This is a genomic window from Amycolatopsis sp. NPDC005232, assembly GCF_040607795.1.
Lineage (GTDB): Bacteria > Actinomycetota > Actinomycetes > Mycobacteriales > Pseudonocardiaceae > Amycolatopsis.
Window position 1 is genome coordinate 311537 of record NZ_JBEXHL010000006.1, and the last position, 12541, is coordinate 324077.

Below are 12541 nucleotides of genomic sequence, written 5' to 3' on the forward strand. Positions count from 1 at the left end.
TGACAGCCCAGTTGACCTAAGTATACTGACTGCCCAGTGACATGTAGGACGGTGATGTGATGAGTGACGGTGAGCCGCACTCCGAGCGTGGCGGTTCCGCTCCTCTGGAAGGCGTGCGCGTCCTGGATCTCACCCGGGTCCTGGCCGGTCCGTTCGGAACGATGATCCTGGGTGATCTCGGCGCGGACGTGCTCAAGGTCGAGGAGCCGGGGCACGGCGATGGCGTACGTGACATCGGGCCGTTCTACGCCGACGGGACCAGCCACTACTTCCTGGCCATCAACCGCAACAAGCGCAGTATTGCGATCGACCTGAAAACCGATGCCGGCCGCGACCTCGTTCTCGACTTGGCCGCGCACAGCGATGTCGTGATCGAGAACTTCCGGCCCGGGGTGATGGAGCGGCTGGGGCTGGGCTTCGATCGGCTGGTCGAGCGCCGCCCCGACGTCATCCTCTGCTCGATCAGTGGCTTCGGCAGCACCGGTCCGATGTCGGGCAAGCCGTCCTTCGACCTGGTTTCGCAGGCGCTCAGTGGCGTTATGAGCATCACCGGCGAGCCCGGCAGTCCGCCCACCAAGATGGGCCTGCCGATGGGGGACCTCGCCGGTGGGCTCTGGGGCTCGATCGCCGTCCTCGCTGCTCTGCAACGGAGGCATCATGACCCGACGCCGCAGCACATCGACCTGAGCTTGCTCGAGGGTCTGGTGGGGCTGCTCGGCTATCTCGGGCAGCTGTCGATGCTGACCGGCGAGAGTCCCCGGCGGATGGGGAGTGACCACCACAGTGTGGTGCCCTACGGCCGGTTCGAGGTCGCCGACGGTCATCTCGTCATCGCCCTTCACGTCGGCAGCTTCTGGCGTGGCTTCTGCCGGGCCATCGGGCGCGAGGATCTGGCCGACGATCCGCGATTCCGTTCGACGCGGCTGCGCAACACCAACCGGGAGGCGCTGCTCCCGATCGTGCAGGCCATCCTGCGCACCAAGACCCGCGCCGAATGGCAGAAGCTGCTCGGCGACGCCGATGTCCCGCACGCGCCGTTGCTGGATGTCACCGAAGCACTGGCCCACGAACAGATTCAGGCTCGCGGGGTCCTGCGGCCGTTGCGTCATCCTTCGGCCGGAACCGTCGAGGTGGTGGGGCCGGTCGTCCGGTTCGCCGGAGAGTCACCGCCACGGCTGCGCCCTTCGCCGCAGCTGGGCGAGCACGGGCGGGAACTGCTCTCGGAAGTGCTGGGGATGGCCGATGAAGCTATCGATGCCCTGGCGGCAGCCAAGGTGCTCAGCCTGCCCGGTGAGCACGAGCGTGCGGGGACACGGTCGGCCGACGAAAATCGCGGAAGGTAGGAACGAGTGAGCAGCACCACTGGAATGATCACCGAGGCGGAGGTCGAACGACTTCGCGGACGGTTGGGCGAACTCGTCCGGGTCTCCGAGCTTCCCTATCTGACCGAGGGGAACCGCGATGCCATCCGGCGCTGGGCCATGGCGACGGGCGACCGCAACCCCCTTTACCTTGACGAGGAATACGCGGTGAAGAGTCCACACGGGACGATCATCGCGCCTCCCTGCCTGCCCTACGCCTTCAGCCGCCTGTCCATCGGATACCGCGGCGGGCTGCCTGGCGTGCACTCGATGTTCGGCGGCTCGCACTGGCGCTGGTTCAAGCCGCTTCCCGTCGACTCCGCCGTGACGGCCCAAACCCGGTTCACCGACCTGATCGAGCTCGAAGGTCGCTTCGCCGGCCGGATGTTCAAGCAGGTGAGCACCACCGAATTCACCAGGACCGGCGATGGGCAGCCGTTTGCGGAGGTCCAGGGATGGGGCATGCGGACCGAGCGGCAGACCGCTCGCAAGAAGGGCAAGTACGGCGGCACCAGGCTCGCCGCCTACACCGAGGACGACATCGCCGCGCTCGCGGAAGAGTACCGGCGTGAGCAGCGCACCGGCAGCGAGGTGCTGCACGTCGACGACGTCGTGACTGGGCAGGAGATCCCGGCCATCGTGCGCGGCCCCTACACGGCGACGATCGCGGTGGCGTTCGAGCAGGCCTGGGGCGGCCTGTTCGTCCGCGCGCACGGCGCCTGGTTCGACTACGTGCGGGACCACCCGGCGATCTCGATCCCCAACGCCTACGGGATTCCCGAACCTCCGGAGGCGGTCCATTGGGATTCGGGGCTCGCTCGCATGGCCGGAGTGCCCGAAGCCTACGACTACGGTCCCGAACGGATCTCGTGGCTCTCGACGCTGGTCACGAACTGGGCGGGTGATCACGGGTTCCTGGAAGAGCTCTACTGCGAGATCCGCGGGTTCAATCTCATCGGCGACCTCTCCCGCGGGCGGGGCGTGGTCACCGAGGTGCGACCTCCCGGACCCGACGGCACCGGTCGGGTCCGGCTTGACGTGTGGATCGAGAACCAGCGCGGGGACAAGACTGCCAAGGGCTGGGCCGTGGTCCGGCTCCCGGCCCGATGACCGCCGTCGCGGCCGCTCTGGCGGCCGAAGCTCGTACACCTGACGGGACCTGGCGCCATTTCATCGACGGGGCCTGGGCTGACAGCGCCGACGGTGGTCGCTTCGAGGTCGTCAATCCGGCGGACGGGACACCGGTGGCGGTGGTGGCCGCCGCGGGCGCCGGCGACGTCGACGCGGCAGTCGGCGCCGCACGGAGGTCGTTCGATTCGGGCCGGTGGCGATCGAAATCGCCCCAGTCCCGGGCCTCGGCGCTGCTGCGGCTCGCGCACGTCGTCAAAGGCCGCGCGGCCGAGCTGGCCGCGGTCGAGACCCAATGCAACGGCATGCCGCTGCGGGACGCCAAGGCCATGGTGAAGCGCTGCGTGTCCAGCTTGGAATACGCGTCGGGCTTCGCGCAACGCGCCTACGGGCAAAGCATCCCGGTCGCCGACCGGTACCTTGACGTCACCCTTCGCGAGCCGATCGGGGTGTGCGCGCTGATCGTGCCCTGGAACGGCCCGCTCATCTCCGCCCTGTGGAAGCTCGGTCCGGCCATCGTCCTCGGCAACTCCGCGGTCCTCAAACCCTCCGAGCTCACGCCGTTGTCGGCACTGCTGCTCGCGCAGTGCTGCCAGGAAGCGGGGATCCCACCGGGCGTGGTCAACGTCATCGCCGGGGGGCCGGCGGCCGGTGCCGAACTCGTCGCCCATCCGCTCGTCGACAAGATCGCATTCACCGGCTCGACCGCCACTGGCAAGGCGATCATGAAGGTGGCGTCCGAGCATGTGAAGCGGGTGACGCTGGAGCTGGGCGGCAAGGCGCCCAACATCTTCTTCGAAGACGTGGAGATCTCCGACGCGGTGCCGGCCGCTCTGTCCGGTCTGATGCGCAACACCGGACAGACCTGTATCGCCGGTGCCCGGATGCTCGTCCACACCTCGCGATACGACGAGTTCGTGGAACGGTTGATCGCCGCGGCGGGCCGGCTCCGCGTGGGGCCGCCGGTCGCGGAGTCGAGCCAGCTGGGGCCCCTCGTCTCCGCCGTCCAGCTGGCGCGGGTTCAGGGGTACGTCCGCCTCGCGCGCGAAGAAGGCGCGGATGTCCACGGCGGCGGGTTGCTCGAAGGCGAGGGCTATTTGGGCGGGAACTACATGGCGCCAGGACTGATCACAGGCGCGGGCAATGAGCTGCGGGTCAATCAGGAGGAGATCTTCGGCCCGATCGGCGCCGTGCTGCCCTTCTCCGATGAGGAGGAGGCCGTCGCCATCGCCAACGCCACCCCGTACGGGCTCGCTGCGGGCGTCTGGACCCGTGACGTCAAGCGCGCGCTGCGGGTGACCCGCGGGATCCGGGCAGGCACGGTGTGGGTGAACACCTACGGCTGGAACTTCGTCGAAGCGCCCATGGGCGGCTTCAAGGAAAGCGGCCTCGGACGTGAGAACGGCTCAGCCGTCATCGATGCCTACACCGAGACCAAGAACGTCGTCCTCGAGCTCGACGACGCCAGTCTCGACATCTACGGCCTGAGTGAGCCGAGGTGATCGGGACGCGGACCGAAGGCGGGAAGGCTGTGGGCGAGGACGCGCCGGCGGGTGCTCCGTTACGGGAGCTCGTGCGTGATGGCGATCGGCTGTTCGTCGGGACGGGCGCGGGAGAGCCGCACACCTTGATCCGGACGCTCGTCGAGGACGTGCTCCCCTACCGGCGGGACGTCGAGCTCCTGCAGGTCGCTGTCGGCGGCCGTGAGGGGATCGTCGATTACCCCGACGGGCGAGGGCATCGGCTGCGGCTGGTCGCCGGCGGTCCCCGGGGCATCCACGCGCTCCGCGAGGGCCGGGCGAGGGGAGTCCCGGCTTCGATGGGCACAGTGGACGAGCTGATCGAATCGGGTGCCCTGCCCATCGATGGAGTCCTCGTCGCCGGCACGGCACCCGCCGGCGACGACGCAGGGGCGGTCGGTCCCGGCCTGTCGCTGGATCTCGGTCGCTCCGCCGCCGCGGTGGCGAGGTTCAGGGCGCTGGAGCTCAACCGCGCGCTCCCGAGCGTGCGCTCGGTCGGCTGGCTCGACCTGGCCGACTGCGATCTCGTGATCTCGACCGACCTAGCACCTCCCGAGCTCGCGCCTTCGCCCGTAACCGACGCGCAACTGCGGATCGGGGAGCTGGTCGCTGATCTCGTCGTCCCGAGCGCGGCACTCGAGCTGGGAGTCGGACGAGGACTCACCGGAGTGGCACGGGCGCTCGCAGCGCGCCGGCCCGGGCTGAAGCTTACCGTCCACACCGGAATGATCACCGACGATGTGAAGCTTCTGGTGGAGAGCGGCGTGGTCGCGGGACCCTCACCGGATGATCCGAAAGCCGGTGTCGTGGCGACCGTCGCACTCGGGTCGGCGGAGTTCTACCGCTGGCTCGACGGCAATCCCGCCGTGACCTTTGTGGACTCCTCGCGCGCCCACCGCCTCACGCATTTGACCCGGTTGGGCGATTTCCTCGCGGTCAACTCTGCGTCCCAGGTCGACCTCGTGGGGAATGTCGGTGCACTCTCCTGGGCCGGTTTGCTCGGTGGTGGTGGGCTCTCCGACTTCGCGACCGCCGGCGCACACAGCCTCGGGTCGGTGATCGCCGTCGAGTCACGGAACCGCAGCGGCCGGAGCCGGCTCGTCCCCCGCGCCGCACACGTGCAGCTTCACGGCTCTCTCGTTACGCACGTCGTCACCGAGTACGGAGTAGCGCACCTGCGTGGGCTGGACGCGCCGGGCCGGGCCGAGCGCGTGATCGCGGTCGCGCACCCCGGCGATCGGGCCGAGCTCGCCGCGGCCGCCGAGGTGCTCGAGGGAGCCGGATGATCTTCCCGCGCCCACCGCGGTCGCCGACGCGAAATTGACGACCCGATATCCGAACCGCAGCAGGAAAAGGAGGACCGTCGTGCTGGACGACTACGTGGTCATCGACGCGGTGACCCACGCCTACAACTTCCATCCGTCGAACTACGCGGTGGCGAAGGATGCCCGGCTCGTCGCGGATCTTTCGTACTTCATGGCGCGCAATCCGCCGGATCGCCGCTATGCGCTTCCCGACGAAGTCTACCGGAGCGACTGGTCCTCGGCCGACGTCGCCAACCTGCTCTTCCACGAGAGTGAAACCGACTTCGCGGTCATGCACGCCTTGCCCATCTCGGCTTTCCACGACGGCCTGGTCTCCGTCGCGAAGGCGGCGGAAGCGGTCGAGCGCTGGCCCAACCGGTTCATCGGTGCCTACGCGGCGGTCGATCCGATGACCGGACCGCAGGCGCTGCTCGAGCTGGAGCGTCAGGCCGATCTCCTCAAGCCGCACGGGCTCAAGCTCTACCCGAACAGCTGGGCCACCGGAAGCGTCGAGCTCTGGCGCATGGACGATCCGAAACTCGTCTATCCCTTGTACGAGAAGGCGATGGAGCTCGGTATCCGGCACATCGCCGTCCACAAGGCCGTGCCGATCGGGTCTGTTCCGGTCAAGGACTCCTACAACCCGAGCGACATCGAGGGAGCGGCCGCGGCCTTCCCCGATCTCACTTTCGAGATTGTCCACGGTGGCATGGCGTTTCTCGACGAGACGGCCTGGCTGCTGTCCAGGTTCGACAACATCTACGTGAACATGGAGATCCAGAACATCATCCTGGAGCGTCGGCCGCGTGCGTTCGCGGAGATCCTCCTCGGCTTGGCTCGAATCGGCGGCAAGCGGATGTTCCGGAGGATGTTCTGGGGCTCGGGCACCACCCTGTACCACCCTCGCCCGGCGCTGGAAGCGTTCCGTGCGTTCGAGTTTCCCGAGGACCTGCTGGCGGATGCGGGGTTGTTCGCTTCGATTCCTCAACTGACCGACGCGGACAAGCGCGGGATCCTGGGTGGCAATTACGCCCGGATGCACGGTGTCGATCTTGAAAAAGCGAAGGCCGCTGTCGTGGGGGACGAGTTCTGGCGCGAACCGGGTGCGGAGCTACCGGAGCCCTACTCCACGATTTCATCCGCGAAGGCAGTCGACGACTGGAGGTCCGAACGTGTCTGACGCCGCCGGGTTTGCTCGCCGGCCCGAGTTCGCCCCGGCTCCGTCCGAGATCGTGGCTCGGCTCGCCACCGTTCACGATCCGTGCAGCGTCGCCTCTGGCCGCCCGCTCAGTCTGGTCGACATGGGGATGGTCAAGCGCGTGACGGTGGGCGACGACGGCACCGTCGACATCTACCTGAGGCTCACCTCGCCGGCCTGCTATCTCATGCCGTACCTGGAATCGGAATCAACCCGCGCGGTGTCGGAGATCTCCGGGGTCCACCGGGTCACCGTTCACCCGGACGAGGGGCTGGACTGGTCGCCGCGCCTGATGTCCGACGCCGCCCGAGCGGGTCGCTCACTCCCGATCGTGTCGACCACCGGCCCGGCCGAAGAGCGACGGACCGGTTCAGCCACCTCCCTCGGATGCCGCGGCTGACTTGAGGTCCGCCGCATTCGATCGGGGCAGGGATGGGCGCGGGCGCCGTCGCGTGCCCGCCATCGTGGCTTGCCGGCTTCTGGCGATGATCACTGACGCGACGTTCTCGCGTCAGTGATCATCGCTTCGGCGCTCGATCCACCCAGCGGGCGACGTCGGCCCGGAGATCGGAGTCGACGAGTTCGACGCGGAGCGCGCCGCCCAGCACGTGGTGGTAGCTGAACACCCGGGTCTCTCCGGCGCTGTTCACGTGGCTGACCTCCCGTTTGCCACCCGCGTCCAGTGAGCTGAGCGCGAGGGGGAACTGGTCCGCCCAGAAGCCGATGTGGTGGAGCGTCGCCGAGCGCCCCGGCTCGGTGGTCCACAGGGTGCCGGGGATCTCTTCGATGAGCTCGACCATCAGCCCGTCACGAGACGGACGCGAGTAGGTGTACAGAAGGTCCACGTCGGACAGATCCCCGCCCTGCTCGACGCGGAGGGTTGCGCGGCGAGGCGTCGCCCAGGACAGGCCCAGAAGCTCGCCCAGTTCGGCTGCTGCGTCGTCGAGCTTCGGGACCACTATGCCCACGTGATAGCCGGATACGAAGGTCACAGTGGATTCACCCCCGAAAAAAGCCGCGCCCGTGACGTTGCCGCCAGAGAGCAAGAGCCGCCCAGTGGAGGCGCGGTCCTGGGGGAAGACTGAAGGGGTGTTGTGCCGGGAGTCGCTGAGTCTGCGGCGCTCATTATTCTCCTAACCTGGGCGCTCAGTATACAAGGAATGAGTGTGGATTCAGTGGCCGTCGAAGGTGAGAGTTCTCCGGTGTCCACTCGGAGCGCGCGGGTGGCCGGGGTCTCAGGTCCATAAGTGGAATACCCACACCACTTATTCGGTTGATGCTGACGCCAGGGCACAGCACACGGAGGAGCGGTTCATGGAAATCGGAGTGTTCACCTTCGCGGACCTCGCGGCCGGAACAACTGCGGCGCAGCGCATCCCGGAGCTGATCGAGGAGATCCGGCTCGCGGATGAGGTGGGGCTGGACGTCTTCGGGATCGGCGAGCACCATCATCCGGCGTTCGGAGCGCCGGCTCCACCTGTTCTGCTCGCCGCCGCTGCGGGGCAGACGTCGCGTATCCGGCTGACCAGCGCGGTGACGGTGCTCAGCGGGGACGACCCCGTGCGGGTGTTCGAGCAGTTCGCCGCCCTCGACCTCGCCTCGCACGGGCGGGCGGAGATCATGGCTGGCCGGGGGGCGTTCCTCGACACGTTCCGGCTGTTCGGGCATGACTTGGCCGCCTACGACGCACTGTTCGACGAGAAGCTGCGGCTGCTGCTGCAGCTGCGCGAGGACGAGCCGGTCACCTGGTCGGGGCAGTTCCGCCCGCCGTTGAAGAACGAACTGCTCCTTCCCCGGCCGGTCCAGTCTCCGCTGCCGGTGTGGGTCGCCGTCGGCGGCAGCCCGGACTCGGTGATCCGCGCCGCGTCGCTCGGTCTGCCGATGGCGCTCGGCACGATCGGCGGCACTGCGCGGCAGTTCGCACCGTTGGCCGAGCTGTACCGGCAGGCGGCGGCCCGCTACGAGCAGGCTCCGCAGGCACTTTCGGTCACGGTGCACGGTTTTGTCGCCGAGACGACTCAGCGCGCCCGCGAGATCTACTACACCGCTGACGCCGACCTGATGAACCTGGCCGGCGCCGATCGTGGCATCCACGGGGTGACCGCAGAGCACATCGCGGCCCGTGACGTGCCGGGTGGGATGTACACGGTGGGCTCGCCTGGCGAGGTCGCCGAACGGCTGCTCTACCACCACGAGATGTTCGGGCACCAGCGCACCATGCTGCAGCTGATGGTCGGGTCCATCAGTCACCGGGACGCTATGCGTGCGATCGAGTTGCTCGGCACGGAGGTCGCGCCCATGGTCCGCGACGAGGTCGCCCGTCGCGAGGCGACGGCGACCGCGCCGGTGCAGGTGGAGCTGTGAATGCCGGGCCCACCGCGCCGGCGCGCACCATCGGCATCTACGGCGCGGGTAAGTCCGGTATTGCCATCGCGCGGCGATCCTCGGCGAGCGGGCACGAGGTGCGGATTGCGACCTCCGGTCCGGCGGATCGCACCGATCTCATCACCGCGATCCTCAGCCCGGCGCCATCGCGGTCGATGCTGCCGAGTTGCCCGGAGCCGCGGACCTCGTGATCCTCGCTGTGCCGCTGCGCAAGTTCCGGCGCGTGCCGCTGGGTCTGCTGGCGGGCCGGACCGTCGTCGACGTGATGAACTACTGGCCGCCCATCGACGGCGTGTTACCTGAGTTCGAAGACGGGCGACCGTCCAGCGAGATCGTTCGCGACGCCCTCCCGCCCACGAGCCGTCTCGTGAAGACCCTCAACCACATCGGCTACCACGAGATCGAGGAGCTCGCCCACCCCGCCGGAAGCCCTGAGCGGGTCGCGCTTGCGCTTGCCGGGAACGACTCCGGCGCCGTCGGCGTCGTTGCCCGGTTCGTGGACGAGCTCGGATTCGATCCGGTGCTCGCCGGGAGCCTCGCCGAGAGCGCCCGCCTTCAACCTGGTTCCCCGGTATTCGGCGCCGATCTCGACCGAGACGCGCTGCGTCGAGACCTCGGCTCGGCGACGACCTCGGTCGGCATCGGCTGACCGCGAGTGCCTCCTGGTCGAAGAAGTGCGGAGAATACGCGAAATGTAGAATCCGGAGCCGGACGCGACAGCGACGACCGAGGGGGTGCCATGCCGCTCCGCCAGGACGCTGAACGCAACCGCGTCCGCATCCTCGAGGCCGCGCGCCGAGTGTTCGCCCGCGACGGGCTCGACGCGTCGATGAACTCCGTCGCTCGGGAAGCCGGCGTCGGGCCCGCCACCTTGTTCCGACGCTTCCCGACCAAGGAAGCATTGATCGACGAGGTGTTCTCCGACCGGATGGACGCGCACCTCGCGGCCATCGATGACGCACTCGCAGCCCCGGACCCCTGGCAGGGGCTCCGGACCTACATTCAGATCATGTGCGAACGCCAGGCTGAGGACGCCGGATTCTCCGACGTGATCACTTCCGCCTTCGTCACAGCCAAGGGAGTGGAGCGTCGCCGCCAACACGCCTACCGACGGCTCAACGAGCTGATCGCGCGGGCCAAGAACACAGGGCGGCTTCGACAGGACTTCACAGCCGAGGATGTGATCCTCATCCAGGCTGCTAACGCGGGCGTGATCACCACTACCGCATCCGACGCACCCGGTGCCTGGCGACGCGTCGTCGAGCTCATGCTCCAAGCCCTCGAACAGCCGACCCCACCTCCTTTGCCACCGGCGCCCACGCCATCAGCTGTCTACCGGGCGATGCTTCGCGCCGCCCGACGGCGTGACGCGACACGGACCGTCGGGGACGCTGAGGCTCGCCGATAGAAGAAGGAAGCCGACGCTAGGGTGCCACCGTCGCTGTGTGCCGTCGCCGACCGATGCGACGATCCGAATCGGGGCGCACCGGCCGCAGCGCGCCGCGATGTCAGCCGGCGAGGTCGCCGAGCGCGGCGAACTGGGTCCCGCACAGTTCGCCACACAAGGCGATCCGGGCGGGGGTCAGGACCTGCTGCCAGGCACCAGCGTTGCCTGGGCCGGAACAACCCGTCCACCGCGGGCCCAAGGCCCATATCCGATCGGCCTGTTACGTCACGGCGCACCGGTGTGCACGCGCCACCGGATCTCGTCGATCGACTGCCGCTTGCTCCACAACGACGGCCGACCTCGTCGTGACGGTTCAGGCAGCAACGGCTCCAGCACTGGCCACTGCTCGTCGGTCAGGTCGAACCGCCTCGTCACCGCCATGGTGGCCACCAGGTCTCCGGTGCTCAGGTTCTTCTTGGCCTACGGACCAACTACCGGGGACCTCACTCACTTCACCGCGACACGCCCTGCAACACCAATTCCAGCCCAACCCGCCCGAGAAACTTCGGTGCAGGTCCTGGGCGCGGACGGCTCGGGACGCTAGAGGATCGCCACCGGGACGACGGGGCTGCCTACCCCTCCGACGAGGGGAAGGGGAGCGAGGACGAACAGGAAGGTGGCCCGACCGGCGGCGGCGAGCGGCTCGAGGTCCAGGAGTTCGGCGAACAGGATTCCGTGCCCACGGACCAGTTCGATGTGCAGGGGCACCTGGCAGTCGTCGACGCCGGACGGGAAAACTTCGACGCCGGGGTTGTCCGCCCCGACGAGAACGACGTCGCGTCCGGCGAGCCAAGCTGCGCAGTCCGAGTGCAGGCCACCCCAGGTCGAGGCGCCGAGGCCGGAGGCGAGCCATCCGGTCCGGACCAAGAGCGCGTCGCCGGTGCGCAGTTCGACGCCATTGGCCGCAAGAAGTGCCTGCAGTTCTTCGACGTGCACCGGGTCGTCCGGGGTGCGTGGCCGGGAAGCCGCGGCATCGACGAACACCCCCCGGGTCACCACCGGTGGGATCTTCTCGATACCGAGCTTCCGCGCGCCCTGGCTGGTGACGTAGCTCGACGGGAATCCGTTGTACAACAGGCCGTCCTGCCACACGTGGGACAACGCGTCCACATGCGACACTCCGTGCGTAGGGACCGTGAGGATGTCGTCGGCGAAGCCGAACCCGCCCCGTTCGGGCAATCCTGCGGCGTAATCGCCCCCGTCTCGAACCATCAGATGCAGCGGATCCGGCCGCCCGACCAGACCGAAGCCATGTCCTCCGCGGATCGGCGCCGCGAGCCGCACGACCTCGCCGGTCCGCACTTCGGTGACTGCGCTCAGTACGTTCGGTGCGTCGAGGAGGTTGGTCGCACCTCGTTCGTCGTCGGCGCCCCACCGGCCCCAGCCGGTCATGCGTCCGGCCGCAGTGCCGGGGTGAAGTAGCCGAGTGACGCGCCGCCGTCGACGACGAAGTCCGCACCTGTGCAATAACCGGACTCGTCAGAGGCCAAGAAAACCGCCATGGTCGAGATGTCGCTGGACTGTCCCATCCGTGGCAGCGCCATGCCCGCCCAGGCCTGCGTTTCGCTTACCATCTGGTCCCGGCGACGGCCCAGCATCGGGGTGTCGATGTAGCCGGGAAGGATCGCGTTGACGCGCACCCCGTTCCTGCCCATTTCGATGGCCGCGGACTTCGTCAGTCCACGCAGGCCCCATTTGGAAGCGGTGTAGGACCCGCGGCCGGGAGTCGCTCGGTGGCCGGCGATCGATGCGATGTTGACGATCGAGCCACCGCCGTTCTCGGCCATGTGCCCACCCACCACGCTGAGCCCGATCCACGGGCCGAGCAAGTTGATGTCCAGAGTGCGCCGGAATTCCACTGGGTCGATCGCGGCCAGCCGGCCGGTGCCGAGAACTCCGGCGTTGTTGACCAGCACAGTGGGACTGCCGAAGGCCGAGAGCGTCGCTTCGAGCACAGCCTGCCAGGAGTCCGGGTCGGTCACGTCGTGTCGCACTGGTACGGCGGATTTACCCAGGTCGGCGGCGACCTTTTCCACCTCGTCGGTGAGCACGTCACCGACGACCACCTTGGCTCCTTCGTCCACGAATCGGCGGGCATGCTCCGCACCCTGGCCGCGGGCGGCTCCGGTGATGATCGCGATCTTGCCGGACAGACGTCCCACAGTCGTTCTCCTTGTCTTGCCCAGGAACCAGGTCCG

General features: G+C 68.2%; 14 protein-coding genes. 10 read left to right on the forward strand and 4 right to left on the reverse strand.

Going from position 1 to position 12541, the window contains the following annotated elements; genetic code table 11:
* Positions 1-59: 59 nt before the first annotated feature.
* The 6 genes from ABZU76_RS14865 (at position 60) to ABZU76_RS14890 (ending at position 6911) form a co-directional block, all read left to right on the forward strand.
* On the forward strand, positions 60-1343 hold the full coding sequence (locus ABZU76_RS14865) for a CoA transferase (protein ID WP_354869178.1): 1284 nt from the start codon (positions 60-62) through the stop codon (positions 1341-1343).
* 6 nt (positions 1344-1349) lie between these two features.
* Positions 1350-2471: a MaoC family dehydratase N-terminal domain-containing protein gene (locus ABZU76_RS14870; RefSeq protein WP_354869181.1), complete on the forward strand. Its 1122-nt coding sequence runs from the start codon at positions 1350-1352 to the stop codon at positions 2469-2471.
* Complete coding sequence (locus ABZU76_RS14875; protein WP_354869183.1) at positions 2468-3991, forward strand: aldehyde dehydrogenase family protein; 1524 nt, start codon at positions 2468-2470, stop codon at positions 3989-3991. Before ABZU76_RS14870 ends, ABZU76_RS14875 begins: the two co-directional genes overlap by 4 nt.
* The gene (locus tag ABZU76_RS14880; protein WP_354869185.1) at positions 3988-5295 is read left to right on the forward strand and encodes an acetyl-CoA hydrolase/transferase C-terminal domain-containing protein; all 1308 of its coding nucleotides are present in this window, start codon (positions 3988-3990) and stop codon (positions 5293-5295) included. The genes ABZU76_RS14875 and ABZU76_RS14880 overlap by 4 nt, the downstream gene beginning before the upstream one ends.
* A gap of 79 nt (positions 5296-5374) precedes the next feature.
* The gene (locus ABZU76_RS14885; protein WP_354869187.1) at positions 5375-6493 is read left to right on the forward strand and encodes an amidohydrolase family protein; all 1119 of its coding nucleotides are present in this window, start codon (positions 5375-5377) and stop codon (positions 6491-6493) included.
* A gap of 52 nt (positions 6494-6545) precedes the next feature.
* Positions 6546-6911 carry an iron-sulfur cluster assembly protein gene (locus tag ABZU76_RS14890; RefSeq protein WP_354869189.1) on the forward strand — a complete coding sequence of 122 codons (366 nt, stop codon included), beginning with the start codon at positions 6546-6548 and terminating at the stop codon, positions 6909-6911.
* Between the two features lie 118 nt (positions 6912-7029).
* On the opposite strand, the gene ABZU76_RS14895 is transcribed toward ABZU76_RS14890, so the two are convergent.
* Complete coding sequence (locus ABZU76_RS14895; protein ID WP_354869192.1) at positions 7030-7503, reverse strand: VOC family protein; 474 nt, start codon at positions 7501-7503, stop codon at positions 7030-7032.
* Between the two features lie 322 nt (positions 7504-7825).
* Here ABZU76_RS14895 and ABZU76_RS14900 point away from each other — a divergent pair, with 322 nt between their 5' ends.
* From ABZU76_RS14900 to ABZU76_RS14915, 4 genes are all read left to right on the forward strand, one after another.
* Positions 7826-8875, forward strand: coding sequence for an LLM class flavin-dependent oxidoreductase (locus tag ABZU76_RS14900; protein ID WP_354869195.1), 1050 nt, complete (start codon positions 7826-7828; stop codon positions 8873-8875).
* Entirely contained in the window at positions 8872-9087 is a 216-nt protein-coding gene (locus ABZU76_RS14905; protein ID WP_354869198.1) for an NAD(P)-binding domain-containing protein, read from the forward strand. Before ABZU76_RS14900 ends, ABZU76_RS14905 begins: the two co-directional genes overlap by 4 nt.
* The gene (locus ABZU76_RS14910; RefSeq protein ID WP_354869200.1) at positions 9063-9545 is read left to right on the forward strand and encodes a hypothetical protein; all 483 of its coding nucleotides are present in this window, start codon (positions 9063-9065) and stop codon (positions 9543-9545) included. Before ABZU76_RS14905 ends, ABZU76_RS14910 begins: the two co-directional genes overlap by 25 nt.
* A gap of 90 nt (positions 9546-9635) precedes the next feature.
* On the forward strand, positions 9636-10304 hold the full coding sequence (locus ABZU76_RS14915) for a helix-turn-helix domain-containing protein (RefSeq protein WP_354869202.1): 669 nt from the start codon (positions 9636-9638) through the stop codon (positions 10302-10304).
* A 264-nt stretch (positions 10305-10568) separates the two neighbouring features.
* Here the strand turns inward: ABZU76_RS14915 and ABZU76_RS14920 are convergent, their stop codons facing one another.
* The 3 genes from ABZU76_RS14920 to ABZU76_RS14930 form a co-directional block, all read right to left on the reverse strand.
* Positions 10569-10724 (reverse strand): transposase, encoded by a 156-nt coding sequence (locus tag ABZU76_RS14920; protein ID WP_354869205.1) that lies wholly within the window; start codon positions 10722-10724, stop codon positions 10569-10571.
* Between the two features lie 159 nt (positions 10725-10883).
* Complete coding sequence (locus ABZU76_RS14925; RefSeq protein ID WP_354869207.1) at positions 10884-11735, reverse strand: cyclase family protein; 852 nt, start codon at positions 11733-11735, stop codon at positions 10884-10886.
* Positions 11732-12505, reverse strand: a complete 774-nt coding sequence (locus ABZU76_RS14930) for a glucose 1-dehydrogenase (protein WP_354869209.1) — start codon at positions 12503-12505, stop codon at positions 11732-11734. Before ABZU76_RS14930 ends, ABZU76_RS14925 begins: the two co-directional genes overlap by 4 nt.
* Between the last annotated feature and the right edge of the window lie 36 nt (positions 12506-12541).